The 22,949-nt window shown below is 67.5% G+C and carries 25 protein-coding genes and 3 pseudogenes; 23 read left to right on the top strand and 5 right to left on the bottom strand.

The window, feature by feature from the left end; all coding sequences use genetic code 11:
* Positions 1–147: 147 nt before the first annotated feature.
* A pseudogene (locus ACIRU3_RS31465) lies at positions 148–234 on the bottom strand (VOC family protein); the annotation flags it as partial.
* 30 nt (positions 235–264) lie between these two features.
* On the opposite strand from ACIRU3_RS31465, the gene ACIRU3_RS31460 reads away from it, so the two are divergent.
* The 10 genes from ACIRU3_RS31460 (at position 265) to ACIRU3_RS31415 (ending at position 9,984) form a co-directional block, all read left to right on the top strand.
* Entirely contained in the window at positions 265–1,890 is a 1,626-nt protein-coding gene (locus ACIRU3_RS31460; protein ID WP_404063323.1) for a recombinase family protein, read from the top strand.
* A gap of 622 nt (positions 1,891–2,512) precedes the next feature.
* Positions 2,513–2,803: a hypothetical protein gene (locus tag ACIRU3_RS31455; protein WP_404063320.1), complete on the top strand. Its 291-nt coding sequence runs from the start codon at positions 2,513–2,515 to the stop codon at positions 2,801–2,803.
* Between the two features lie 1,174 nt (positions 2,804–3,977).
* Positions 3,978–4,856, top strand: coding sequence for a hypothetical protein (locus tag ACIRU3_RS31450; RefSeq protein WP_404063318.1), 879 nt, complete (start codon positions 3,978–3,980; stop codon positions 4,854–4,856).
* Positions 4,857–4,869: 13 nt separating this feature from the next.
* Positions 4,870–5,217: a hypothetical protein gene (locus ACIRU3_RS31445; RefSeq protein ID WP_404063315.1), complete on the top strand. Its 348-nt coding sequence runs from the start codon at positions 4,870–4,872 to the stop codon at positions 5,215–5,217.
* Entirely contained in the window at positions 5,214–5,447 is a 234-nt protein-coding gene (locus ACIRU3_RS31440; RefSeq protein ID WP_404063312.1) for a hypothetical protein, read from the top strand. The genes ACIRU3_RS31445 and ACIRU3_RS31440 overlap by 4 nt, the downstream gene beginning before the upstream one ends.
* A gap of 1,132 nt (positions 5,448–6,579) precedes the next feature.
* Positions 6,580–7,191 carry a bifunctional DNA primase/polymerase gene (locus ACIRU3_RS31435; RefSeq protein ID WP_404063309.1) on the top strand — a complete coding sequence of 204 codons (612 nt, stop codon included), beginning with the start codon at positions 6,580–6,582 and terminating at the stop codon, positions 7,189–7,191.
* A 504-nt stretch (positions 7,192–7,695) separates the two neighbouring features.
* Positions 7,696–8,160 carry a hypothetical protein gene (locus ACIRU3_RS31430; RefSeq protein WP_404063306.1) on the top strand — a complete coding sequence of 155 codons (465 nt, stop codon included), beginning with the start codon at positions 7,696–7,698 and terminating at the stop codon, positions 8,158–8,160.
* Positions 8,161–8,279: 119 nt separating this feature from the next.
* Positions 8,280–8,588, top strand: coding sequence for a hypothetical protein (locus ACIRU3_RS31425; protein ID WP_404063303.1), 309 nt, complete (start codon positions 8,280–8,282; stop codon positions 8,586–8,588).
* 108 nt (positions 8,589–8,696) lie between these two features.
* Complete coding sequence (locus ACIRU3_RS31420; RefSeq protein WP_404063300.1) at positions 8,697–9,683, top strand: hypothetical protein; 987 nt, start codon at positions 8,697–8,699, stop codon at positions 9,681–9,683.
* Between the two features lie 34 nt (positions 9,684–9,717).
* On the top strand, positions 9,718–9,984 hold the full coding sequence (locus tag ACIRU3_RS31415) for a hypothetical protein (RefSeq protein ID WP_404063297.1): 267 nt from the start codon (positions 9,718–9,720) through the stop codon (positions 9,982–9,984).
* A 42-nt stretch (positions 9,985–10,026) separates the two neighbouring features.
* On the opposite strand, the gene ACIRU3_RS31410 is transcribed toward ACIRU3_RS31415, so the two are convergent.
* Positions 10,027–10,689: a hypothetical protein gene (locus tag ACIRU3_RS31410; protein WP_404063294.1), complete on the bottom strand. Its 663-nt coding sequence runs from the start codon at positions 10,687–10,689 to the stop codon at positions 10,027–10,029.
* 217 nt (positions 10,690–10,906) lie between these two features.
* On the opposite strand from ACIRU3_RS31410, the gene ACIRU3_RS31405 reads away from it, so the two are divergent.
* The 5 genes and pseudogenes from ACIRU3_RS31405 to ACIRU3_RS31385 all read left to right on the top strand — a co-directional run bounded on the left by ACIRU3_RS31405 (position 10,907) and on the right by ACIRU3_RS31385 (position 13,138).
* Positions 10,907–11,218, top strand: a complete 312-nt coding sequence (locus ACIRU3_RS31405) for a hypothetical protein (protein ID WP_404063291.1) — start codon at positions 10,907–10,909, stop codon at positions 11,216–11,218.
* The gene (locus ACIRU3_RS31400; RefSeq protein WP_404063289.1) at positions 11,190–11,714 is read left to right on the top strand and encodes a DUF6879 family protein; all 525 of its coding nucleotides are present in this window, start codon (positions 11,190–11,192) and stop codon (positions 11,712–11,714) included. Before ACIRU3_RS31405 ends, ACIRU3_RS31400 begins: the two co-directional genes overlap by 29 nt.
* 13 nt (positions 11,715–11,727) lie before the next feature.
* Positions 11,728–11,928 (top strand): annotated as a pseudogene (locus ACIRU3_RS31395) (helix-turn-helix domain-containing protein); the annotation flags it as partial.
* A 57-nt stretch (positions 11,929–11,985) separates the two neighbouring features.
* Positions 11,986–12,579, top strand: coding sequence for a DUF5753 domain-containing protein (locus tag ACIRU3_RS31390; RefSeq protein ID WP_404063345.1), 594 nt, complete (start codon positions 11,986–11,988; stop codon positions 12,577–12,579).
* Positions 12,580–12,880: 301 nt separating this feature from the next.
* Complete coding sequence (locus ACIRU3_RS31385; protein WP_404063287.1) at positions 12,881–13,138, top strand: hypothetical protein; 258 nt, start codon at positions 12,881–12,883, stop codon at positions 13,136–13,138.
* A 249-nt stretch (positions 13,139–13,387) separates the two neighbouring features.
* On the opposite strand, the gene ACIRU3_RS31380 is transcribed toward ACIRU3_RS31385, so the two are convergent.
* Positions 13,388–13,780 (bottom strand): VOC family protein, encoded by a 393-nt coding sequence (locus tag ACIRU3_RS31380; RefSeq protein ID WP_404063284.1) that lies wholly within the window; start codon positions 13,778–13,780, stop codon positions 13,388–13,390.
* Between the two features lie 71 nt (positions 13,781–13,851).
* On the opposite strand from ACIRU3_RS31380, the gene ACIRU3_RS31375 reads away from it, so the two are divergent.
* Positions 13,852–14,391 carry a GNAT family N-acetyltransferase gene (locus ACIRU3_RS31375; protein ID WP_404063282.1) on the top strand — a complete coding sequence of 180 codons (540 nt, stop codon included), beginning with the start codon at positions 13,852–13,854 and terminating at the stop codon, positions 14,389–14,391.
* Between the two features lie 27 nt (positions 14,392–14,418).
* On the opposite strand, the gene ACIRU3_RS31370 is transcribed toward ACIRU3_RS31375, so the two are convergent.
* On the bottom strand, positions 14,419–15,102 hold the full coding sequence (locus ACIRU3_RS31370) for a glycerophosphodiester phosphodiesterase (RefSeq protein ID WP_404063279.1): 684 nt from the start codon (positions 15,100–15,102) through the stop codon (positions 14,419–14,421).
* Between the two features lie 407 nt (positions 15,103–15,509).
* Between ACIRU3_RS31370 and ACIRU3_RS31365 the strand changes: the two genes are divergently transcribed.
* From ACIRU3_RS31365 to ACIRU3_RS31345, 5 genes are all read left to right on the top strand, one after another.
* Positions 15,510–16,907: a DUF6421 family protein gene (locus ACIRU3_RS31365; RefSeq protein ID WP_404063276.1), complete on the top strand. Its 1,398-nt coding sequence runs from the start codon at positions 15,510–15,512 to the stop codon at positions 16,905–16,907.
* A 41-nt stretch (positions 16,908–16,948) separates the two neighbouring features.
* Positions 16,949–17,704, top strand: coding sequence for an SDR family NAD(P)-dependent oxidoreductase (locus ACIRU3_RS31360; RefSeq protein WP_404063343.1), 756 nt, complete (start codon positions 16,949–16,951; stop codon positions 17,702–17,704).
* Positions 17,701–18,771, top strand: coding sequence for a threonine aldolase family protein (locus ACIRU3_RS31355; RefSeq protein WP_404063273.1), 1,071 nt, complete (start codon positions 17,701–17,703; stop codon positions 18,769–18,771). Before ACIRU3_RS31360 ends, ACIRU3_RS31355 begins: the two co-directional genes overlap by 4 nt.
* A 77-nt stretch (positions 18,772–18,848) precedes the next feature.
* On the top strand, positions 18,849–19,442 hold the full coding sequence (locus tag ACIRU3_RS31350; protein WP_404063271.1) for a transglutaminase domain-containing protein: 594 nt from the start codon (positions 18,849–18,851) through the stop codon (positions 19,440–19,442).
* A 10-nt stretch (positions 19,443–19,452) separates the two neighbouring features.
* On the top strand, positions 19,453–20,163 hold the full coding sequence (locus ACIRU3_RS31345; protein ID WP_404063268.1) for a B3/4 domain-containing protein: 711 nt from the start codon (positions 19,453–19,455) through the stop codon (positions 20,161–20,163).
* A gap of 414 nt (positions 20,164–20,577) precedes the next feature.
* On the opposite strand, the gene ACIRU3_RS31340 is transcribed toward ACIRU3_RS31345, so the two are convergent.
* Entirely contained in the window at positions 20,578–21,306 is a 729-nt protein-coding gene (locus ACIRU3_RS31340; RefSeq protein ID WP_404063265.1) for a lysophospholipid acyltransferase family protein, read from the bottom strand.
* Positions 21,307–21,636: 330 nt separating this feature from the next.
* On the opposite strand from ACIRU3_RS31340, the pseudogene ACIRU3_RS31335 reads away from it, so the two are divergent.
* Together ACIRU3_RS31335 and ACIRU3_RS31330 are read left to right on the top strand one after the other, a co-directional pair.
* Positions 21,637–22,058: pseudogene (locus tag ACIRU3_RS31335) on the top strand (thioredoxin family protein).
* Between the two features lie 244 nt (positions 22,059–22,302).
* Positions 22,303–22,812, top strand: coding sequence for a flavin reductase family protein (locus tag ACIRU3_RS31330; RefSeq protein ID WP_404063263.1), 510 nt, complete (start codon positions 22,303–22,305; stop codon positions 22,810–22,812).
* The last annotated feature ends 137 nt before the right edge of the window (positions 22,813–22,949 follow it).

Genomic DNA, 22,949 nt, shown 5'->3' with positions numbered 1-22,949 from the left:
TGAACACCGCGCCTGGCCACAGCCGACCGGCACTGGACCTCAAACCGTCCTCATCACAAGACCCCAACCCGCAAGCCCGTAACGCAACGGCATTGGCCCTAGGGGTGCCTTCCGGATCAAGCAGGCGACACGGGCCTCCAGGCACCCCTAGATCCCGGGCCGGTACCGCAGCGGATGGTCCGACGGCACCTCCACCAGTGCGATCCGGGTGCCGTCCGGGTCTCCAGACCACAGTGACTCAGTTATTGGCTACTGTAGCCACTCATGACTGTTCTCTTGGGTAGCGAGCAGCTCGAAGCGCTGTCAGCGATCAGGCTCAGCGTGCGTACCGACGAGACAACTTCACCCAAACGCCAGCGTGAGGCGAACGAACGATCGGCACGGGCTCTCAATGCGCGGATCGTCGGCGAAGCAGAGGACTTGGACGTGTCGGCGTCGCGAACGACACCGTTCGACCGGCCGGAGCTGGGCCGGTGGCTGGAGGAGCCGTCTCGCTTCGACGCCATTCTGTGGTGGCGGCTCGACCGCGCGGTACGTTCGATGGCCGACATGCACGAACTGGCCAAGTGGGCGCGCATGTATCGAAAGATGCTCGTCTTTGCAGAGGGGCCCGGGGGGATGCTGACCCTCGACTTCCGTAACCCGCTCGACCCCATCGCAGAAATCATGGTCACGCTTCTCGCCTTTGCGGCACAGATGGAGGCGCAAGCCATCCACGAGCGTGTGCAGGGGGCTTCGGAGGCCATTCGCGGAATGTCTCTTCGGTGGCGTGGTGCGCGACCTCCCTATCCGTACATGCCGGCTCCGATGCCCGATGGGGCAGGGAAGACACTCGTCCCGGACCCGGATGCTGTCAAGGTCATCGAGCGAATCATCCGCACTCTTGTGGAGGACGAGGGCGCGAGTCCGACATCCATAGCCGTCGAGCTGAACACCGAAGAGCCTCCGATTCCTAGTCCGCGCGACCATTGGGCTATCAAGCAAGGGCGGGAAACAGGCGGAAAGACGGGAGGTAAGGCATATGAGCGTGGGTCTACCGTGCCGCGCTTCAAATGGGGTGCCTCGACTATCAACGCCCTACTCCGCTCACCCGCGATCATGGGGCAGAAAGTCCATGGCGGCGTGCCCGTCCGTGACAGCTCAGGCCGGCCCGTCCTGGCGTCTGCAACGCCCATCCTGACGCGGGAGGAGTTCGACAACGTGGGCGCGCTTCTGGACGCCAGGAAGCGAGACACGGCACCACCAACGAGGCGCGACACGAACGCTCTCCTCCTCCGCGTCATCCACTGTGCGGGGTGCGGTGGGCGCATGTACTACACGAAGGCGTCCGGAAAGCGGAAGACGAACGTCTACGGTTGCCGGGCCGCCACACTGGGCCGCAAGTGCGAGGCACCAGCGACCATCAAGGCCGAGTGGGCCGAGGAGTACGCCGCGCGTTCGTTCCTGCAGCGCGTCGGTACGTGGGAGGTCATCGAGACTCGCAAGATCGCGGGTTACGACCCTGGACCCGAGATCAACGAAGTGTCAGGGGAGTTGGAAGAACACATGAAGCAGTCCGGCCGATTCCGGTCGGAGGCGGGACGTCGGCTCTGGGAAGAAAAGGCCAACGCGTTGGAGAGTCGACTTGCTGAGCTGGAGGCGACGCCTCGTCGGCCCCCGATGACCGAGGTTGTTCACACGGGGCGTACGTACGCCGACGTGTGGACCGCGAAGGACGACACCAGCAAACGCCGGATGCTTCTGGACGCTGGTGCCCTGATGACAGTGAGCCAGGGGAGGACGGGCGGCAAGCACACTGTCGATGAATCCCGCTTTCAGTTCGAGGTTGGCCAACACGAAGACCTCGAACAGGACTCGTTGGACGACGTGGCCTATCAGGAAGGTCTCTAACGTCACGGGTTGATAGCACTGATGGAGGGCTCTGGGTGACGCCGCCAGGGCCCTCACGGCCGACCGCACCGCCTCGTCGACGGCAAGGACGCGGACGCGGCTATCGCGGACTCCGTCGAGGCGCTGCGCGCCGGGCGCGCAGCCTAGCCAACGTCCCACGCGAAATAGCCCCGCCAACTGGCGGGGCTTTCTCATGTCTGCGGGGGTGTGCTCCATGGGCCCGCGGGTGGTCGCTCTGGGAGCCTGGCGCCAGGCCGACGCAGGTACCAACGCACGAACTCTCTGATGACGCGCCCTCGGGGACTCCGTCCCTCCGGATGTACGGCCTGTGCTGCCTGGAGCAACGGCTCCCACTCGTCGTCGGGCATGCGCACGCGCCTGGCTTTGTCGTATTCGCTCTCTTCGACGTCCATGCCGAGACGGTAGCGCTCTTGTGGCCACAAAATCAAGGACTCAAGGGCTTGCGCTTGTGGCCACAATCGGACTAGCTTTGTGGCCACAAGGACGCAGGCAAGGCAAAGGGCCCGCGGAATCTTGGCGGAAGCAGCGGGCCCCTGACCTCACCGCATTCGCCTTCGACGTCGCCGGCCGCCTCCAGGCTCCCGCTCGCATTGCCACGTCGATGGACTATGACGTCCGAGACTGCGTCGGCGTGGCGCTCGCCCCGACGTGGCTCGACTGGACGCCCTCTGTCGTTCTGGGCGTCGAAGCGCAGCGGGAGGACATGTTCGTCGGTGACGCCGCCTTCCTCTACACCTACGAGCCCACGAACCGGTGCGGTCACTGTGGAGAAGACGACAACGAGGCGGCCCCGGTGCTCGCAGGGGACACGTGGACCACGAGCGTCTGCTCCGGCTGCGCGACGGTGCACGCCTTTGGTGGCCTCTTCGGCATCCTCCCCGTTGCCGCCTGACATCACTATCCGTAACGGAAGACCTGCCCCCGGCATCGGCTGGAGGCGGGTCTCCGTGCATTCCGGGGACCCTTGATGGAAGCGGATAGGATTATTCCGTCCCTTATGTCCAGATGTCGGCAGTCGCCGCCTTCGTCGTCCGGCGGCCTCCTTCGCGGTAGTTGGCAAATTGCATACCCTCTGACCTGCGGCTGGACATTTTCGGCCCTTACTTCTAACTCTTTCTAACGCGTTAGGAAGAGGCTTGGAAGTAGGGGTTAGTTTGGCATTCTGGCTCAACTCTGTCCGGGGAGGACGTCGAGCCGCCCCTGACGGAGACGGACGGGGAGGTGTCGAGCCAGGGAGCCCGCGAGACAACCCTCGAAGGCCCCTCTCGCGGCCGTTCGCCGCCTCCGGGCGTCAGGGGTCAGCGAGCCCTTTGTGGCCCCTCAGGGGCACCTGTGGCCATTTCGAGCCGTCTCGCCTCCCGGGTCGACACGGAAGAGGCTTGACTACGCAGCGTAGCTGCCTCAGAATCCGCCGCGCCCGACGACCTGAAGGTAAAGATCACACAAGGATCGTTTGTAGCTTTTCGGGAAGTCGCAGGTCGCCGGAAAGCCAAGATCGCTTACGCCAAACCCTTCCCCCATAACCACAGTAGGGGGGAAGTTTCGCGAGCACTTGGCTGCGGCTCCTCCCGTCCACTGCGCTGCTCATCCTCTCGGCGGCGCGTAGGTACGGCGACGTTGAGCCGGCCACGTTGAGCGAGGTTCCTCCTTCCTCACTCCGCAGCCCTGCGCTCCGTCGCCGGACCTCAAATCGATCTTTGGCGCTGCCTTCGGGCGGCGCCTTTTTTGTCCCCGTCTCCGCGAGAAGGTGACCACCGATACCAACACGGAGAGATCATGACCCACCTTGACGTGCCGTCATCCGGCTCGCTTCCATGCTCTGAATGCGGGCGAGTGCTCGCGCGGACGCGATCGAACTTCCACGTCGATCCGAGCTGTGCCGACTTCCTGCGCGGCGTGTGCCGCGGGTGTGTGAACTCCCGTAGACGAGCCCGCTATCACGCGAACCGCGCGCCGGCGCGCGAGCGGGAGCGGGTCCGACGTGCGACGCGGACTGAGCTGATGAAGCGCTCCCCAGCGTGGCAACCAACGACGGTCGCCACGTTCATGACCAGAGAGGAATCACCATGACCACAAACCCCGAACTCACGGTGGCCCTTGCTGTCGTCCCGGAGATCGAGCGCACGGAGCGGTTGCTCGACGAGGCGCGGAAGCGGCTGCGGGAGCACCCCCGTGGCATGCCACCCGACGCCGCACGGGACAGCGTGATCAACGACGCTGTGAACGCCTTTCAGGCTGACGGCAAGTGGCCGGCGAACATCGGCCGGGACGCCGCCAAGGCATACGCCGATGCGTCCGCGTGGGAGGCGGAGAGGCTCGCCCGTGAACGGGCGAAGGAGTCCACGGAACTCCTCGCGTGGGACACTCGCATGACGTACTCCTCCGGCGCCCTGGAGCACCTCGGCACGCGCCTGGAGGAGATCCTCAGCAACGTCAGGGCGGCCGCGGAGACGCTCGGTCACGTGCGGACCGCGGACGCTGCCATCAAGGCCGGAGGCGCCGTTGTGGAGACGTGGGGACGTCTTCAGGGCCTCGTCGACGACATCACGATGGTCCGTGCCGCTCAGTGGGAGTTGCTCCTCCCGCGCCTGCGTCCGGGCACCCCCGCCGGCATGGACGACGAGCGCCGCAAGGTGAGTCGCTGGAGGAACGAGGGATACGGCGAAGTCCGCACGCGCCTGATCGACGTGCCTGCCTTCGCGCTGGAGGTGATGCGCTCTCAGCGTTACACGGAGGCCTACGTCCTGTGGTTGGCGACTGCGGGTAGCGCCTACGTACCCGCCTCGCTCGACTACTTCGCAGCCGAGGTCACGGCAGCGACGGAACCCGTCAGTCACGACGACCACGGCCCTCTGCTCGACTACAGCCCGCACGTGACGGCGATCCCTGAATCTGCCGCCCCGGCTCCGACCGGCGCGGAGCGTACCCCCGAACTCTCTTACTGACCGAAGGATAACCATGGAACCAACACCCGCTCAGCTCGCTGCCGGGCAGCCCAAGGGGCTCACACCGGAAGCGTGCGTGTACCTGCGCGGCGACACCCCCGACGAACTCAGCACGAGCGCTGACGCGTTCGTGTCGCTGCTCGCGTCCCAGACGCCGGCGCCCTCCGCGCCCCTCGTGGGCGGCAACCGTGGCACCGACGCCGGGGGCGGCAACGGCCCAGGGACGATCGGCGGGGGCGCTGGGCTCTATCGCGAGCGTCACGACATCGACGATGACGGCCGACGCCCCGAGCAGCGTCCCACACCGGTCGACGGCCGCAACCCGTTTGCGGTCCGCACCTACAACTTGGAGACCCGATGACCCCGGACACCGAGAACGCCATCCGCAGCCACGCCGTGGCGCTGAACGGCCAGACAGCAGCCGTCAACCTGATCGGAGGCCAGACGCTCACAGGAACGCTGGCCTACACCACGACGTCGCCCGCCTTCCCCGCGGGCAGCATCGTGTACCCCGACTACCTTCAGATCTCCGTGTCAACGAAGGTGCACACGGTTCGAATGGATCACATCAGCAGCATCGGCCAGGGCTGACGTCAACGGCGCTTCCAAAAGTCAGCCAGCGCGCGGATGATCTCCGCCCGCTCACGAGCCTCTGAGCCGCGCAGACTGACAACAAGCGATGCCAGGTACGTGCATGCCAGTAGAAGTAGCACGGCAAGCACTACCCACGGCGAAGCAGAAACGAACTCAGCGAGCGGGCCCCACACGATGGTCTCCTCCACAACGATACGGCTGCCCGCGTGGAGGAATGCTGACTGTCAGCGAACCTCAACGCTGACAGACAACTATCTGCCAAAGCACAACGCCCGCGTCCATCGCACCCGTCTGGTGACGGTACGTTGAGGTCCGGAAAGACCACTACTAAAACCATGTTGCATCGCGGGACCGGCCGCAGCCGGGAGAGCCGAGTCAACTCCGGCGGTTCCTCAAGGCGACCTACATGCGGTGCGTTGAGGTGCGGAAAGACCCTGCTAGTTCTACGATACCCCAACTCACGACGGTTCGGGTGTAGTTCGACGAAGCATCATCGTGGGCGCCAGAACTGCGGTGCTTCCGGCCACGCGCGTACGAGGTTGGCCAAACTGCGGAGGACGTCGGGCCTATCGGCGGGTGCCGTGCCTCGTAGTGCTACGCACACGAGGGTCACGATGGTGAGGCACGGGAGTGCCACACAGCAGAGGGCGGCGTAGATGGGGCTGAGCGCGGGCCACATGGGCAAGCCTCCACGAGGCGTTATGTCGTCGAGTGGAGCCCTGCGAGTGCGCGTTAGCCCACTGACGGACGTCGAGAGTCCGGCGGCCTCCTGTGCGGAGGCGTCCCAGTGGGCTCGCTCCGGGTAGCGGCCGGGCGCTTCCGGCAACCTCAGACCACGAGCGCAGCAGCCAGCCGCCCAACCAGGTCCTGGACCAGGGGGGTAACCCCCTCCGGCCCCATTTCCTGACCGTTCAGGTGCTGGGCCTCGCGCTCTGTACGGGTCTGGGGGATCTGGAGACGCGCTTTCACCTCCGCCGGCTCGCGGCCCCAGAGGTGCCCGAACAGGGCCTTCTAGGGGCACCTGAGCACCGACCTAGGCCGTAAGTGTTACTCGCCGCTTGGTCTGACGGATATTTAATTCGCAGGTCAGAGCCTTGTAAGTGTTACACGCCGCACCTACAACGGAGCCATGATGAAGACGGAGCGTCAGTGCGCGCACTGCGAAGGCGACATGCCTATCGTCGCGCGAGCCGACGCCCGCACGTGCTCCACCCGGTGCCGCGTAGCGCTTCACCGCGCGATGAAGAAGCGTGTGATCCCCGACGAGCTGACGACCCGCGACAGGTGGGTCCGACGTGCTGCGGACAAACGCCCGTTGACCGTCGCCGGCATGGCGGCCTCCTCGACGGACCCGCGTACGTGGAGCACGCACAAGGACGCTGCCGCTTCGACGGCCGGCGCCGGTCTGGGTTTCGTCCTCTCGGACGTCGACGACATCGTCTGTCTCGACCTGGACCACTGTTTGAATCCGCTCACCGGGCGCCTTGCCCCGTGGGCTGCAGCCATCCTCCGCGATGCGGGCACCACCTACGTAGAGGTGTCCCCGTCCGGCTACGGACTGCATATCTGGGGCCGCGCGGACGTCCGACAGGGACGGCGCATTCGACGCCCCGACGGTACGGCTGTGGAGGTCTACGGGACCGGCCGGTACATCGCAATGACGGGGCGCCGACATGGCGACACCCCGTCAGTTCTTGCGGATGTCAGCGACGTGGTTTGTCGGCTGACTGGGGCTCCATGATTTCCAGCATCTGGGGACCCTTGATCTCGTCACGCAGCTTGCGCACGGCACGTACCGCCGTTGTTGCCTCGCGGCACACGACGGGAACCTTCCTCAGCGCTGCAACGAGGATCCAGGCAAGGGCTCCGATGAACGCCACGACCATGGCAGCCCACCCATAGAGTTCCATCCGGACCGTCGAACCTCTCGCTAGTTGGAGTGGTCAGTCCGGCTGTTGTAGGCAGGCTCGGTCTGACCAATGAGCGTTCCTTGGTCAAAACCGATTCCCTGCCCGACGACTCAGAGTCTCGTGGGTGCGTGGCTAGCGCGGTTGAGCCTGGCGGTCCCTCTGCGGTCGCATGGAGTCCTCACTCTGCCGCAGTCGTCGGGATCTGAGGCGGAGCTTCCCGGGGTCGCCACACTGACGGAATCCGCCGGGGCAACCACACAGGGACTTAACGCCCCAAGAGTATCAGCGAGATTACAGAGCGTCCACGTGTTCACGGGTGAACGGAAGGAGGGCCGGTGGCAGGCCGCGGACCAGCACCTAAGGACCCATCGAAACGACGCCGACGCAACGCGAGCGACCCGGAGACGGTCATCACCCCCGATGACGAACTCCGCGGTCCGGAGCTGCCGGAGGGCGTTCTCGGGGTCGACGAGGACTCCGGACAAGTCGTCGAGTGGCACCCCATGACGCAACTCTGGTGGGATGGCTGGCGTAAGTCCCCGATGGCGCAGACCTTGGGTGACACAGACTGGCTCTTCCTGATTGACACAGCGCTCATGCACCACACGATGTGGGCAAAGGGCCGGTGGGAGTTCGCCTCTGAAGTCCGCCTCCGTGCCGCCAAATTCGGCGCCACACCGGAGGACAGGGCGCGCCTGAAGTCGAAGGTCGACGACCCCACGAACGCCCCTCAGAAGCCCGTACAGCGCGCTGACGGCGTGACCGACATCAACTCTCGTCGCGCTCGTCTGACCGGCTGAGGAGGTTCGCCACGCAACGTCAGGGCGAACGCGTACCCTCACCCCACGAGGAGGGGGGCGGTATGGGGTTCTTGAGTCGCTGGCGGAGCCGTCGCGGGCAGTCGACGGACTCCGGGGACATGACGTTGGCGGAGTACCAAGAGTTCAGTGCGCAGCATCACCGCGAGTGGAACACAGCACCTGCGGTCCTCCACTTCAACGATGGCCGCGAACCGCTTGTCGGCACGCTGGAGCGCCAGACAGCGAATCGTCTGCTGTTCGAGTCGCAAACCCAGAAAGTGACGATCTTCCGTAAGAACTTGACGGCGCTTGACTACGGCGACCGTCCCGGACAGCTCCGTTTCACGGTCGAAAATCTGCCACTGGAGACGATCGTATTCACACCCGCCCGTGAACTGGGCTGGATTTACTGGGCGGCTGGGAGGTAGCCCTCTCCGCTGTGAGGCCGCCGGTTAGGTGGTCTCATGCCGCGCGCTGTTGTGCGCGCCCCCGGTCATGATCGCAACCGCTCCCTTGGGTGGCTAGCGGTCGCATGGATGGAACACTTCGTCGTGCACGGCCCTGGCGACGTCCAGGGCGAGCCTGTACGTCACGGCGACGAATACACCGGCTTCGTGGTCGACTGCTATGCCGTCGATGACGACGAGGGCCGTCTCCTCTACGACTCCGCGTTCTTCTCCCGGCCCAAGGGCTGTGACAAGAGCGGACTAGGCGCGCGCACAGGCCTCTTCGAAGCCCTCGGCCCCGCCCGCTTCGCCGGCTGGGCAGAGGACGGCGAGGTCTACCGCGACCCGTGGGGACTGGGATTCGAGTACGTCTACGAGCCTGGCGAGCCGATGGGCCGACCGGTCAAGGTCCCGTACCTCCGGATCATGGCGACGGAGGAGGGCCAGACCGGCAACGTCTTCGACACCATCCATTTCAACCTGACCGACGAGGCGTCGCCCCTCTCGCAAGTCCCCGGCGTCGACGTGGGACTTACCCGAATCATCCTCCCTGACGGCGGAGAGATCACGCCGTCTACCGCCTCGTCCTCGTCGAAGGACGGCAGTAAGGAAACGTGGGTCTGCTTCGACGAAACCCACCTCTACAACACGCCTGAGCTGCGGCGCATGTACGCAACCGTGACCCGTAACCTCCGCAAGAGGAAGCGTGGCGCGCAGACGTGGTATTTGGAAACGACGACGATGTTCGCCCCTGGGCAGGACTCCGTCGCAGAGCGCACGTACGAAGAGGCCGAAGCCATCCGCGACGGTCGTAAGAAGCGCGGGCGTGCTCGCCTCATGTACGACCACCGTTGGGGCGAGTGCAAGAACCTCAAGGATGAGCAGCAGCTCCGCGCCGCGCTCATCGACGCCTACGGCGACGCCATGGAGTGGATGGACGTGGAGTCGCTCATCGACGACTTCTACGACCTCCGCAACGACAGTGCCGACGGCCAGCGTCCTCGACCTGGAGCACCCTCCGACGACCCTCCGCGTCCTCGTCGCCGGATGACCGGCGCGCGCGTTCTTCGGCGGTAGCCTCCTCGTCCACTCGCGTAAGGCACGGGCAGAGGTGGCCGTCGAGGAGCCGCAGGCGCCGGTTCAGGGGCTGGCGCAGCAAGAGGCCGCGGAGCCCGTCCCGGCCGCTCCTGCGCGCGTCCTCGTGCCCTATCGGGATGCAGCTGACGTCCTGGGCGTGGTTGAGGAGACGGTCCGCGGCGCAGCCAGTAAGAGCCCACGTCTGACGAAGTACCCCGCGCCGGACAACCCCCGAGCCGTCCGCATCGACCTGAACGAGGCCCGTAGGGCCATCAACGTGAAGCGCACCACAGGTGCGTGAGAGGAAAACATGGGTGAGACGTTCCGCCCTGAAGGACGGCAGCTAGTGGTGGAGGAGCCACCACACGCCTCCGGCAATGAGCACCACGGAAACTAGCACGGCCACTGGCCGGAGGACCCAGCCACGTCGCCGTCGCCGTGGCGCCCGCCTGGCCATCGGCCCCGACCCCGGGACTCCCCCAGCGGGCGGGGGCGCGACCCATTGGATGTCGGGGGGCTCCGGGTCCTCCCAGCCGTCGGCGCCTTGGTGGGCGCGTCGCAGGGCACCGTAACCCTCGCGGCGCCAGCGAATCCCGGAGACGTCGGTGAAATCGGCGGTGATGTGCATCTGGTAGCCGGCCGCGTCGGACTCCGAGGGCGGCAGTGGGAAGGCGCACTCACCGGTGCCGAGAAGAGGCGATTCGCCGATTACATCGCCGCGGAAGCAAACGCACACGTCCCGAACTGGCTGGTTGGACCGGTTCTCGATCTCGACTGTCCAGATGATCCAGTTGCTGTCCAGAGTGTGCCGGAGCCCCACGACATTCGTGCTGATCATTGATGCCTGATGCCGTTCTCGCTGTCGCCGTGCGATCCTTCTCCGCTCCCGTAGCTTCAGCTCCGTCTGACTGTCCTGCCGGCCCTTCTGCCGGTGAGCTGCGTAAGTCAGCGTCAGACCTGCCAGGCCGATGAGCAGGCTGAACGCGGCAATAAGGTTCTGTACCATGCCCGGACTTTGGTGGACTGAACGCCTCATATCAGCGCGCAACCCCGGCCGGGAGGGCAGGGCGCCTCAGAAGTCACCCTGAAGCCGCTAAGCCGTGCTGTGCCAATCCCGAGCGTCCCAGTCGAACACGCAGGCGGGGGCTTTCGTGCGTTGTGCGTCAGGTGACGTCGCATGACGGCTAGATCCGGCCAACGGTCCGCATACGACACAGACGCCCTTGACGCTGGCACTCGTCGGCCCGATGGTCGTAGAACATTGCGCAATCTGCGTGCCGACGGAGGCAACCATGGCTCTACGATCATTCGGGAAAGACCCCGAGACGAATGGCGACCACTGCCCTACGGTGTGGCTCGACGAGGAGAAGCAGGAGTTTGTTTTCCAGGGTTGGAAGGCGGACGAGGCTCTCCAGGCGCAGTGCCTCGTGACGGGACCCATTCCCGACACGGAGGCAGTCATCAGGCTGCCTGCCCGGATGGCACAGCAGATCAGGGAGGCGCTCGATGCCGCAGACGGTTCCGCCGTTCGCTGAGTTGCTCGCCGGCTGCCGTCGCTCCGCCGTCCATCTGGAGACCCACGACGTTTACGGGGTCGTCGAGGAAGACGAGGACTTTGCAGCCTGGCGCGCAGGGCGCCAGTACAACCTCGACGACCGCTCGCCGTGGTGGAACGGTTTCCACGACGCTGTAGCCGACGCCGTGAGCCGTGGAGTGGTCATGCGCCGTGCCCGCGTCGTGTCGGAGCCCGTGAGTGAGTACATCCGATACGAGCACTCGTGCACGCCGCAGAACCTGGCGGCAGGCGAGGACGTTCGGTGGCTCCCGCGGCGCCTGGCGTCGGACCTCCTCCTCCCAGGCAACGATCTGTGGATCTTCGACGACCGGATCGTCCGCTTCAGCCTCTTCGCAGGTGACGGCCGGTTCGTCGAGGACGTCATGGCGGACGCGCCAGACGTCGTGAAGCGCGCCACCGAAGCGTTCGAGGCCGTCTGGCAGCGCGCCATTCCGCACGCCGACTACAGGATCTGAGCGCCGCCCACCGATGCAATCTCCCTACCCATCTGCCGCCCTCGACGAGGCTCGCCGCGCCATCGCGGAGAAGCTCCGTGAGATCCGCCGTGACGCGGGGCTGTCGGGTAGGGAGGTTGCCGCTCGTACCGGCTGGCAGCCCTCGAAGGTGTCACGCCTCCAGAGCGCCACTACGCCCCCGTCGGACGACGACATTCGGGCGTGGTGCCGCGCATGCGACGCTGAGGCTCAGATCCCGGATCTACTGGCGGCCAACAGGACGGCCGACTCGATGTACCTGGAATGGCGCCGGGTGCAGCGGTCCGGGTTGCGACGACTGCAGCAGTCTCGCGTACCCCTCTATGAGCGCACGAAGACGTTCCGCGTCTACAGCTCCAGCGTGATCCCCGGATTCGTCCAGACCTACGAGTACGCCGCTGCGCTGCTCGGCAACATCGCGCGCGTCCACGGGACACCGGACGACGTCGAGGAGGCAGCAGCCGCGCGGGTGGAGCGTTCGTACATCATCCGTGAGGGCAGACATCGGTTCGCCTTCCTGCTGGAGGAGTCCGTCCTCCGCCACGTCGTCGGCGAGCCTGCCGTCATGGCAGGGCAACTGGGCTATCTGCTCTCCGTGATGGCTCTGCCAGCAGTCTCGGTCGGCATCATCCCGGCGAGCCGGGAGCGGTCTATGTGGACCCTTGAGACGTTCACGATGTTCGACGAGAACCGCGTGTCCGTCGAGCTGCTGACGGCTGCTGTCACGGTTGCGGCGCCGGGCGAAGTCGCAATGTACTCCCGAGCATTCGAGGAAATGGCGTCGCTCGCGCTGTTCGGCGCCGACGCTCGAAGCCTCGTCTCGTCGGCGATCGACTCGCTCAGCTGAAGTCGCGTAGAACCTTGTAGAACTTCGTGGAACCCTTTCCTGGCGCCTACCTAGTGTCGTCTCTAAGACGACGTGGCGGAGGTGCACGGATGGCGTTGAAAACACTTCAGGGTGTCCCAATTCAACTCATGGACCCGACGACGTATACGCCGCCGAAGCCGAAGCCGGGGTGCAAGGAGTGCGCGGCACTGCAGCGCGCGATCGATCTTGCCTCGGACCCACGCTGCAAGGAATTCGACCAGTCGCGGGCGACGGACCTGTACGTCAGGATGGCGCGGCACCACAAGGGGAGGGCGACGACATGACTGCCGGCGTGAAGAGTTATGCCTATCCAGAGGTTGGTGACGAGCGACTCGTCGTCGACGACCTCCCGGCCCGACGGTGGGTCGAATGCGCCTCATGCGTGGAGGGCCTGGATATCGAGCACGTCAGCGAGGCGGAGGCGTGGGCCAGGAAGCACCACGCAAAGAATCTGGCTCACGACCGATTCCGCGTCGTTCGGCAGACGGGATGGCGCTTCACTCCGCGGCTCGCTGACGGCCTCGCGCCCACCCCATAGACCCGCGTGCTGGACGTCTGTGCGTCCGGCCCGCGGAGGGCGCGGCGGGGTGGGTGGAGGTCGGCAAAATCTCCTCCCCCCCGCCAGCGTCCGAAGCTCCTCGTCCTGGCCTCTCCTGTCGGCCGTGACGAGGACCCGCCCGACGGCAACCCGCAACCCGCCGCGGGTATGAGGGCGGTACGAAGCCCCGCTCACCTACGCGTCCCCACGCCCCCGGTGAGCGGGGCTTTGTTGTGTCCGGGCAGGCCATCAGATACCTGGGCGGTAGCGCATGGGGTGATCTTCGGGTACCTCGACGATAACAATTTTGAGTCCGTCCGGGTCGGCGATCCACATCTCGACCAGGCCCCACGGTTCCTTCACCGGCGGCCGTACGATCTCGACGCCGCTGGACAGCAGCTCCTGGTACGCGCCGGCCACGTCCTCGACCTGCAGCCACAGCTGCACCGGCGGGGACGGCGGGGTCGGTGAGCGGCCGGAGACCTCCAGGAAGCCACCGCCCAGGAAGTAGACGGTCCCGCGTTCCGGGCCCGTGCCGAACTCTCGGTAGACGGCCAGGCCCAGCTGCTCCCCGTAGAACGCTCGGGAGCGCTCGGGGTCGGTGGGGCACAGAAGTGTCCGACTGCTGAGTACATGCACCATGCATGCGGAGCCTAGTGGCAGGGTTACCCTCAACCCTGGCTCAACCGCGCCCGAGATCGGAGACCGCCCCCATGGACACCACCGCCACCGGACCGACGTTCCGAGAGGCCACCGACGCCGATGTGGACGCACTGGTCGCGCTGATCGAGTCGGCGTACCGGGGCGACGCCAGCCGGGTCGGGTGGACCACCGAGGCGGACATCCTGGAGGGACAGCGGACCGATCCGGAGGGCGTGCTGCAGGTCATCAAGTCGTCCGACAGCCGGCTGCTCACCGTCGAGCAGGACGGCCGGATCGTCGCCTGCTGCCAGCTCGAACACCGCGGCGACCACGCCTACTTCGGCATGTTCGCGGTCAGCCCCACGCAGCAGGGCACGGGCCTCGGCAAGGTCGTCATCGCCGAGGCGGAGCAGCGGGCCCGGGAGACCTGGGGCGTCACCCAGATGCACATGACCGTGATCTCGGTCCGTGACGACCTGATCGCCTGGTACGAGCGCCGCGGCTACCGCCGTACGGGAAAGATGACCCCCTTCCCGTACGGCGACGAGCGCTTCGGAATCCCGCAGCGCGACGACCTCCAGTTCGAGCTGCTGGTCAAGCCGCTGGTGTGACGATCATGCGGGAGATCGGGCGCCGGGTCAGGCGGTGAAGCGGCCCGTGCGCTTGATCTCCGGGTAGTCGGTCGTCGCGCCGTCCAGCTGGAGCGCGCGGACGAGCCGCAGGTGGTCCTGCGTGTTGACCACCCAGCCGATGATCTTCAGATCGGCCGCCCGCGCCTGCTCGACGACCTCCAGGGTCAGCCGGCGGATGTTGAGACAGACCGCCGCGGCCCCCACCCCGGTGGCGCGCTCCACCACGTCGGTGCCGTAGCTGCTCGCGATGAGCGCGGTGCGCACGCCCGGCACCAGCCTGGCGATCTCGGCGATCGCCTCGTCGTGGAACGAGGACACCTCGACCCGGGTGAGGAGGTCCCGCCGGTGCATGACCTCGGCGAGCGCACGGGCCGCCGCCACGTCCTTGATCTCCGCCTGCAGGGGAGTCTTCACCGCGTCCAGGACTTCTTCGAAGACCGGCACCCGCTCCCCGCGGCCCGCGTCCAGGGCGCGCAGCTCCGCGAGGGTCTTCTCGGCGATGGGGCCGGTGCCGTCGGTCGTGCGGTCCACCTCCGCGTCGTGCATGACGACCAAAGCGCCGTCCTTGCTCAGATGGAGATCGAGTTCGATCAGGTCGAGGCCGGCCTGCTGCGCGGCAGCGAAGGAACGGAGGGTGTTCTCGGGCTCGACACCCATGACCCCGCGGTGACCGATGGTAAGGAAGTTCAAGGTTCAACTCGCTTCCGTCGACGGCGGCTCGGCGCCGGCGGGGGCGACGGGAACGTCGTCGTCCGCGCGGCAGGGTCGCAGCCTAATGGCCTGGTCCCGCGATGAACCCGTGGCTGCGCGGCGGATCGGGGTGCGACGCGTGTGGCGCCTGGCTCGTATCCGCCCCCGCGGTCACCCGGGCGTGGGCGAGTCCCCACGACATTGACCGGCCGGATCCGATCGGTGCCCTCATGGCCCCCGCGATCTCGGCCCGTCCTGGCGAAAGTGACCGCCGTCACGGTTTGATGCAGGAAAAACAGCGGTGTTCATGCGGCTCGGCAGAATAATTTCCCGAGCTGACTCTTGCTGGGAGAAACGGGGTATGCATACGGTGTCCTGACGCGAGGTTCTCCTGTGGAGGATGGGACATGACGGAAATTCTTGTGCAGGCGGCTACCGAGGGACAGGTTCCTTCGCTGACCAGGGTGGTTGAGCACCCGGCCTGGCCCGTGCTCAAGGATGCCGTGGAGCAGATCCGGCCATGGCAGTCCAAGGACGGGTCGATCGACTTCGACGCCGAGGACGCTCCGGGCCGGGCCGAGGCAGAGGCGGCCGTGAGCTGTGTCGCCGACGCGGTCGAGCAGCTCTCCGCGCTGGTCCCGCACGACGCCGCTTATCACGAGGCCCTTGTCAAGGACCTGCGCCGCTGGGCCGAGGGCGGTTTCCAGGTGCCGGACTTCCTGGACTCCCTGCTGGCGTTCCAGCCCGCGGCGGGCCGCGCGGACGGCCTGCAGCACCTGGTCGTCTTCCCGATGTACACGCAGAACGGCAACCTGGACCGCAATTTCGAGGCGGTCGTGCTGCGCATGGTGTGGCCTGACTGGCTGGCCGAACTCGAGCGCACCCGGTACGACAACCCGCTCTTCTGCGGCATCACGTTCGAGGACTTCACGGCCGGCTACGACACCAACTCTGCCGTCCTCTTCCCGGAGACCATCGCCGTGCGCGAGGCGCCGGAACGGTTCTCCTGGGGCGGTATCTTCTGCGACCGCGAGGCCGCCCGCTTCCGCCGGGTCACCGACGCGGCCGTCGACATCCTCGGCCTGGAGCTGCCCGAGGACATCGCCGCGATGGTCCACGACCAGAAGCGCTGCGAGGAGGCCTTCGTACTGTGGGACATGGTCCACGACCGCACCCACAGCCACGGCGACCTGCCGTTCGACCCGTTCATGATCAAGCAGCGCCAGCCGTTCTGGATGTACGGCCTGGAGGAGCTGCGCTGTGACCTCACCGCCTTCAAGGAGGCCGTGAAGCTCCAGGCGGACGGCGTCCCGCAGGCCCGTGACGTGCAGTACGCGGTGCTCTTCGACCGCATGTTCCGCTTCCCGCTCACCGGTGACCGCGTGCGCAACTACGACGGCGTCGGCGGCCAGCTGCTCTTCGCCTACCTGCACAAGCACGACGTCATCCGCTGGACCGACAACAAGCTCACCGTCGACTGGGAGCGCGCCCCGCAGGTCACCAACCAGCTGTGCGCGGAGATCGAGAAGCTCTACAAGGACGGCATCGACCGCCCGAAGCTCGTGCACTGGTTCGCCGGCTACGAGCTGGTCGCCACCTACCTCGCCCCGCACCCCGGCTCGAAGTGGGCCAAGGGCCCCGACGCCCTGGACCTCTCCCAGCCGCCGCGCAAGCTCGTGGACGACGTGCTTCCGGACGAGTTTCCGCTGAGCATGTTCTATGAGGCTCTGTCCAAGAAGCTGAAGAATGTGATCGCCTCGACCAAGGGCATCACGGCGGACAGCGTCGAGCGGCTCGCCGCGTGAGCGACCGCGTCCAGAACACTGCTTCAGAGGGGAAGATCATGGTGGGGAACGGCGCTCTCAGCGGTGCGGTGATCGCGGTGGCCGGCGCGGGCGGACCCGCCGGTCGTGCGGCGCTGATGCGACTGGCCGAGGCCGGGGCGACCGTCGTCGGGGCGGACAACGACCCGCAGCGGCTGTCGGAGGCCGTGGACGCGGCCCGGTACGCCTCCGGTGGCGCCAGCGTCACCGGCGACACGGTGGACCTGCTCGACCTGCAGTCGACCAGGGACTGGGCCACCCACATCGAGAAGGACTTCGGCCGGATCGACGGGCTTGTGCACCTGGTCGGCGGCTGGCGCGGCAGCGAGACCTTCACGAAGACCAGCCTCGACGACTGGGACTTCCTGGAGCTGCTGCTCGTCAAGACCGTGCAGCACACCTCCCTCGCCTTCCACGAGGCGCTGCAGCGCAGCGAGCGCGGCCGGTACGTCCTGATCAGCGCGGCCGGCGCGAGCAACCCGACCGCGGGCAACGCCGCGTACTCCGCCGCCAAGGCGGCGGCCGAGGCGTGGACGCTGGCCATGGCCGACTACTTCCGCAAGGCGGGGATCTCCGAGGGCGCCGAGGGTCCCACCTCCGCGGCTGCGATCCTGGTGGTGAAGGCGTTGGTGCACGACGCGATGCGCGCCGAACGCCCCAACGCGAAATTCGCGGGCTTCACGGACGTCAAGGATCTGGCCGAGGCCATCGAGGGCGTCTGGAGCAAGTCCGCCGCCGAAGTGAACGGAAACCGTCTGTGGCTGACCGAGAAGCCGTGAACCCTCCCAAGACCGACGCGCGTCGCCACCACGACCCGGAGATCCGCGGTTTCGCCAGTGACAACTACGCGGGGGCGCACCCGGAGGTGCTGGCCGCCCTGGCCCTGGCCAACGGCGGCCACCAGGTGGCGTACGGCGAGGACGACTACACGGAGAACCTCCAGCGGATCGTCCGCAGCCACTTCGGGGCCACCGCGGAGGCCTTTCCGGTCTTCAACGGCACCGGCGCGAACGTCGTCGCGCTCCAGGCGGTCACCGACCGCTGGGGCGCGGTGATCTGCGCCGAGAGCGCGCACATCAACGTCGACGAGGGTGGCGCCCCCGAGCGCATGGGCGGCCTGAAGCTGCTCACCGTGCCCACGCCCGACGGCAAGCTCACGCCCGAGCTGATCGACCGGCAGGCCTGGGGCTGGGAGGACGAGCACCGTGCGATGCCGCAGGTCGTCTCGATCACCCAGAGCACGGAGCTGGGCACGCTCTACACGCCCGAGGAGATCCGGGCGATCTGCGAGCATGCCCACGCGCACGGCATGAAGGTGCACCTGGACGGCTCCCGGATAGCCAACGCGGCCGCGTCCCTGAACGTGCCCATGCGAACGTTCACCAACGCGGTCGGCGTCGACCTCCTCTCGCTCGGCGGGACGAAGAACGGCGCCGTGTTCGGTGAGGCGGTCGTGGTCCTCAACCAGGACGCCGTCAGCCACATGAAGCATCTGCGCAAGATGTCCATGCAGCTCGCCTCCAAGATGCGTTTCGTGTCGGTGCAGCTGGAGGCGCTGCTCGCCAAGGACCTGTGGCTGCGCAACGCCCGGCATGCCAACGAGATGGCCCAGCGGCTGGCCGAGGGCGTGCGCGCGGTGCACGGCGTGGAGATCCTCTACCCGGTGCAGGCCAATGGCGTCTTCGCCCGGCTCCCGCACGACGTGAGCGTGCGCCTGCAGAAGCGGTTCCGGTTCTACTTCTGGGACGAGGCCGCCGGTGTCGTGCGCTGGATGTGCTCCTTCGACACCACGGAGGAGGACGTCGACACGTTCCTGGCGGCGCTCAAGGAGGAGATGGCGCGCTAGCTCAAGACTTGCATAGATATGCGGTTGCCTGAAAAGTCATTGACGGTCGGGTGATCGCATTCCTATGCTCTGCGGCCATGGAGCTGATCCAGAACAACGCCGACCTGTCCGCGTACTTGGCCGCCGACGACGTCATCGACCACCATCATCCCGTGGTCCGGGAGGCGGCCGCCCGACTGGCCGACGGGGTCGTGGACTCGTATGCCTATGCGCGCACCGCCTACGAATTCGTGCGCGACGCGATTCCGCACTCCGCCGACGCCGACGACCCGCGCGTCACCTGGCGCGCCTCGGACGTACTCGAGCGGCGCACGGGCATCTGTCACGCCAAGGCCCACGCGCTGGCCGCGCTCCTGCGTGCCGAGGACATTCCCGCGGCCCTGTGCTATCAGCGGCTGATGCATGACGACGGCAGCGGTCACGCCGTCCACGGTCTGGTCGCCGTACGCTTCCACGGCGCCTGGCACCGGCAGGATCCCAGAGGAAACAAGCCGGGTCTGGACGCGCAGTTCTCCTTGGACGGCGAGCGGCTGGCCTGGACCCCCGACCCCGCGTCCAATGAGATGGACTATCCAGTCCTGTACGCTGAACCACACCCGGCCGTACTCGGCGCGCTGAAAGCCGCCCCGGACCGGCCGCACCTGTGGAAGACGCTCCCCGGCACCCTCTGAGGCGAGGCAGATGACGCTCACACTCACCGTGTCCGACGAGGTCCGTGCCCTCGCGCCCGGCTTCACCCATGTCGCGATCGAGGCGTACGGCCTCGCCAACGGGCCCAGCACCGAAGCGAGTTCGGCACTGCTGGACGAGGCGGCCCGCCGGTTGGCCGCCCGACTGGACGGACGTGCGCCGCACGAGGACCCGCACCTGGCCGCCTGGCGCGAGGTGTACACCGCCTTCGGGTCCAAGCCGTCACGCACCCGCAACTCGGCCGAGGCACTGGCCAAGCGCGCCCTCACCGAGGCCGGACTGCCCCGGATCAACCTGCTCGTGGATCTCTACAACGCCATCAGCGTCGCCCATCTGATCCCCGTCGGCGGCGAGGACATCGACCGCGTCCAGGGCGGGATGCGGCTCGTGCGTGCCACCGGCGAGGAGGACTTCGTGACGGTCGCGGGCGGCGCGGAGGTGATCGAACACCCCGACGCGGGCGAGGTCGTGTGGCGCGACGAGGCCGGCGTGACCTGCCGGCGCTGGAACTGGCGCCAGGGCCCGCGCACCCGACTCACCGAGGAGACGGTCTCCGGCATCTTCCTGCTGGAGACCCTCGCCCCGATGCCTGTCCCAAAGGCGCAGGCGGCGGCCGCCGAACTGGCCGAGCTGCTGGAGAAGTTCAGCCCCGGCGCGCGCGTCGAGGTGCACACTCCGGTGACTGCGGCGACGCCCGCCTGACCGACGGCCCGTCACACTCGCTCGTCTCCCGGCCGTGAGCGACCGGGGGCAGCGGACGACGGGACGGCCGTGCGGAGGGGGCGATCGAGTGCCGCGGGCCGGTCTCCGACCAGGTGGACACGCGCAGCGAGGGCGCGGGGCAGGTGAGGGTTCTCCTGGCCGCGCTGGACGGGAAGGCACCGGCGCGGGGCCGCAGGACGCCGCTTCCCGAGGAGCCGTCGCCGGTCGGGGTCGTTTGCCGAGGGGCCGGCGCTGATCCGGCAGGGGCGGCTCTCGAAGAGACCGTCGCCGGTCCGGTGGACCCCGCTCCCCGGGGGGCCGGGGTCAGTCCTGGCGCCCGCAGCGGCACGAGAGCCTCCGAGGCTCTCCCGTGGCGACCGCGCGGCCTGTCGGCCGCCGGCCCGCCGCCGGGTGTCAGCGGGCCTGAGCCGCCTTCAGCTGCTCCACCGTGGGCGCCGTACCGCCGAGGTGGGCCGGCAGCCACCAGGAGTCCTCGGTGCCCTTCGGGCGTGCGGGGTAGGCGCGCTGTGCGGAGTCCAGCATCTCCTGGACGCGCTCGCGCAGACGGCGGGTGATGGCGCCCGCGTACTGGTCGCGCGCGGCCTCGACCGTTTCACCGACCCGGATGGTGATCGGGGTGTGGCTGCGCTTGAAGTTGCGCGGCTGCCCCTTGGTCCACAGCCGCTGCGTGCCCCACACCGCCATCGGGACGAGCGGGACGCCCGCCTCCTGGGCGAGGCGGGCCGCGCCCGACTTGAAGCCCTTCAGGGTGAAGGACTCGGAGATGGTGGCCTCGGGGAACACTCCGATGACCTCGCCGGAGCGCAGCGAGTCCAGCGCGTGCGCGTAGGCGGCCTCGCCCTGCTTGCGGTCCACCGGGATGTGCTTCATCCCGCGCATCAGCGGCCCCGACACCTTGTGCCGGAAGACGGATTCCTTCGCCATGAAGCGCACCAGGCGCTTCTGCGGGAGAGCCGCCAGGCCGTTGAAGATGAAGTCCAGGTAACTGATGTGATTGCTCACCAGCACGGCGCCGCCCGAGCGCGGGATGTTCTCCGAACCCTGGCAGTCGATCTTCAGGTCCCAGGCCTTGAACAGCGTCTTGGCGAGACCGATGACGGGACGGTAGACCAACTCTGCCATGGGCGGGGTGGACCCTTTCTGCTCTGCTCGGGAAAGGGGGCTCCCGGCGGGAAAGTTACGCAGCCGTAGGTTTACGGCGTCTCGCAGATCGTGCCCGAAGAACGGACGGGTAGCCAGTCCTGGTGCCGCGCGGCGGCGAGATCCTCGTCACGTCGGGCTGGTCCCCGCCTCGCTTCCTCAAGTGCCCGGTATGCCCCACGTACCGTGGCCCTCTCCAGGAGCATGTGCATCGCGTACCCCAGGCAGTCTCCGGGCAGTACCCGAATGCCCTGCGCGACGTGCGGCGGCCGGCGGGAATTCTTTGCAGTCCGGTGAATGCTTGTGCCGATGATGGCCGGACCGGCGGTGTGCGCGACGATGCTCGTCGTGGCGAGCCCCTGGGAGTGCCGCACAAGCGGCGGAGCGGGAAAGGCGGGAGAGTACGGGTGCGTGGGCGGGACGACAGCAAGCGGCTCGGAGTGGCCGAGCTGGGCGGCGAACTGGGGGAGCGGGCCACGCTCGTGCAGTTCTCCAGCGCCTTCTGCGCACCCTGCCGGGCCACCCGGCGCATCCTCGGCGAGGTCGCCCGCATGGTCCCGGGCGTCTCCCACCTGGAGATCGACGCCGAGGCCCACCTGGACCTCGTACGCGAGCTGGAGATCCGCAAGACGCCCACCGTACTGGTCCTGGACGCGGACGGCCGGGTGGTGCGGCGCGCCACCGGACAGCCGCGTACGGCCGACGTGATCGCGGCACTGGGCGAGGCCGTGTGAGCGCCCCCGGGGACGCGGTGAGGCATCTCCCAGATCCCGGAACGAACTTGACTGTGCCCGCCACCTATCGTCAGCCTGACCGTATGCCGATCGAACTCCTTCTCTTCGGGCGGGTCCACGTCGACCTGGCCCGCACCGCGAGCGCGCGCTGTCCGGGCTGTTGAGCAGCACCGGACCCTCCCCCACTCTCGGCTCCGCCCGAGCGGGGGGACCCCCAAGCCCCGCCTCGCAGAAGGACAACTCCATGACGGCCACGCCCGGCCTCGGCACCTTCCCGCTCTCCTCTCCCGACCTGTTGCGCTCCGCCTTCCGCCGGCATGCCGCCGGTGTCGCGGTGATCACAGCGCGCGGCGCCTCCGGCCCGGTCGGCTTCACCGCCACCTCCCTCACCTCGGTGTCCGCCGAGCCTCCGCTCGTCTCCTTCGGCATCGGCACGGGTGCCTCCAGCTGGCCCGCCATCGCCGAGAGCGAGCACGTCGGCATCCACATACTCGGCGAGCACCAGAGCGAGCTCGCCGCCACCTTCGCCCGCAGCGGCGCCGACCGCTTCGGCGCGCCCACGGCCTGGCGGGAGGGCCCGGACGGCGTACCGCTCCTGGACGATGTGCTGGCGTGGCTCGTCTGCCGGATCGTCGGCCGGGTTCCGGCCGGTGATCACCGCATCGTGCTCGCCGAGGTGGTCCTCGGCGATCCCACGGGCGTGGGGCGCCCCCTGCTCTACCACCAGGGCCGGTTCAACGGCCTGCGGGATTGATCACGCCTCGTCCCACCTGCGGAGCCGTCGAATTCCGGTTACGCTGCGTTGCGAAGGTCACAGTTCAAAGCGCTTGCTTAGCGGGCAGGAACTGGGTGTACTGGCGAGTAATATTTCGGTCGGAGCGCGCGGACGCC

The organism is Streptomyces sp. NPDC101151 (assembly GCF_044768335.1).
GTDB lineage: Bacteria > Actinomycetota > Actinomycetes > Streptomycetales > Streptomycetaceae > Streptomyces.
This window is presented reverse-complemented; position numbering and strand designations above follow the sequence as displayed.

What these genes read in the sequence shown, in the direction of transcription:
- ACIRU3_RS31460 (WP_404063323.1), top strand. Translation starts at nt 265, where the DNA reads ATGACTGTTCTCTTGGGTAGCGAGCAGCTCGAAGCGCTGTCAGCGATC.
- ACIRU3_RS31455 (WP_404063320.1), top strand. Translation starts at nt 2,513, where the DNA reads ATGGACTATGACGTCCGAGACTGCGTCGGCGTGGCGCTCGCCCCGACG.
- ACIRU3_RS31450 (WP_404063318.1), top strand. Translation starts at nt 3,978, where the DNA reads ATGACCACAAACCCCGAACTCACGGTGGCCCTTGCTGTCGTCCCGGAG.
- ACIRU3_RS31445 (WP_404063315.1), top strand. Translation starts at nt 4,870, where the DNA reads ATGGAACCAACACCCGCTCAGCTCGCTGCCGGGCAGCCCAAGGGGCTC.
- ACIRU3_RS31440 (WP_404063312.1), top strand. Translation starts at nt 5,214, where the DNA reads ATGACCCCGGACACCGAGAACGCCATCCGCAGCCACGCCGTGGCGCTG.
- ACIRU3_RS31435 (WP_404063309.1), top strand. Translation starts at nt 6,580, where the DNA reads ATGATGAAGACGGAGCGTCAGTGCGCGCACTGCGAAGGCGACATGCCT.
- ACIRU3_RS31425 (WP_404063303.1), top strand. Translation starts at nt 8,280, where the DNA reads ATGACGTTGGCGGAGTACCAAGAGTTCAGTGCGCAGCATCACCGCGAG.
- ACIRU3_RS31420 (WP_404063300.1), top strand. Translation starts at nt 8,697, where the DNA reads ATGGAACACTTCGTCGTGCACGGCCCTGGCGACGTCCAGGGCGAGCCT.
- ACIRU3_RS31410 (WP_404063294.1), bottom strand. Translation starts at nt 10,689, where the DNA reads ATGGTACAGAACCTTATTGCCGCGTTCAGCCTGCTCATCGGCCTGGCA.
- ACIRU3_RS31400 (WP_404063289.1), top strand. Translation starts at nt 11,190, where the DNA reads ATGCCGCAGACGGTTCCGCCGTTCGCTGAGTTGCTCGCCGGCTGCCGT.
- ACIRU3_RS31390 (WP_404063345.1), top strand. Translation starts at nt 11,986, where the DNA reads ATGTACCTGGAATGGCGCCGGGTGCAGCGGTCCGGGTTGCGACGACTG.
- ACIRU3_RS31385 (WP_404063287.1), top strand. Translation starts at nt 12,881, where the DNA reads ATGACTGCCGGCGTGAAGAGTTATGCCTATCCAGAGGTTGGTGACGAG.
- ACIRU3_RS31380 (WP_404063284.1), bottom strand. Translation starts at nt 13,780, where the DNA reads ATGGTGCATGTACTCAGCAGTCGGACACTTCTGTGCCCCACCGACCCC.
- ACIRU3_RS31375 (WP_404063282.1), top strand. Translation starts at nt 13,852, where the DNA reads ATGGACACCACCGCCACCGGACCGACGTTCCGAGAGGCCACCGACGCC.
- ACIRU3_RS31365 (WP_404063276.1), top strand. Translation starts at nt 15,510, where the DNA reads ATGACGGAAATTCTTGTGCAGGCGGCTACCGAGGGACAGGTTCCTTCG.
- ACIRU3_RS31350 (WP_404063271.1), top strand. Translation starts at nt 18,849, where the DNA reads ATGGAGCTGATCCAGAACAACGCCGACCTGTCCGCGTACTTGGCCGCC.
- ACIRU3_RS31345 (WP_404063268.1), top strand. Translation starts at nt 19,453, where the DNA reads ATGACGCTCACACTCACCGTGTCCGACGAGGTCCGTGCCCTCGCGCCC.
- ACIRU3_RS31340 (WP_404063265.1), bottom strand. Translation starts at nt 21,306, where the DNA reads ATGGCAGAGTTGGTCTACCGTCCCGTCATCGGTCTCGCCAAGACGCTG.
- ACIRU3_RS31330 (WP_404063263.1), top strand. Translation starts at nt 22,303, where the DNA reads ATGACGGCCACGCCCGGCCTCGGCACCTTCCCGCTCTCCTCTCCCGAC.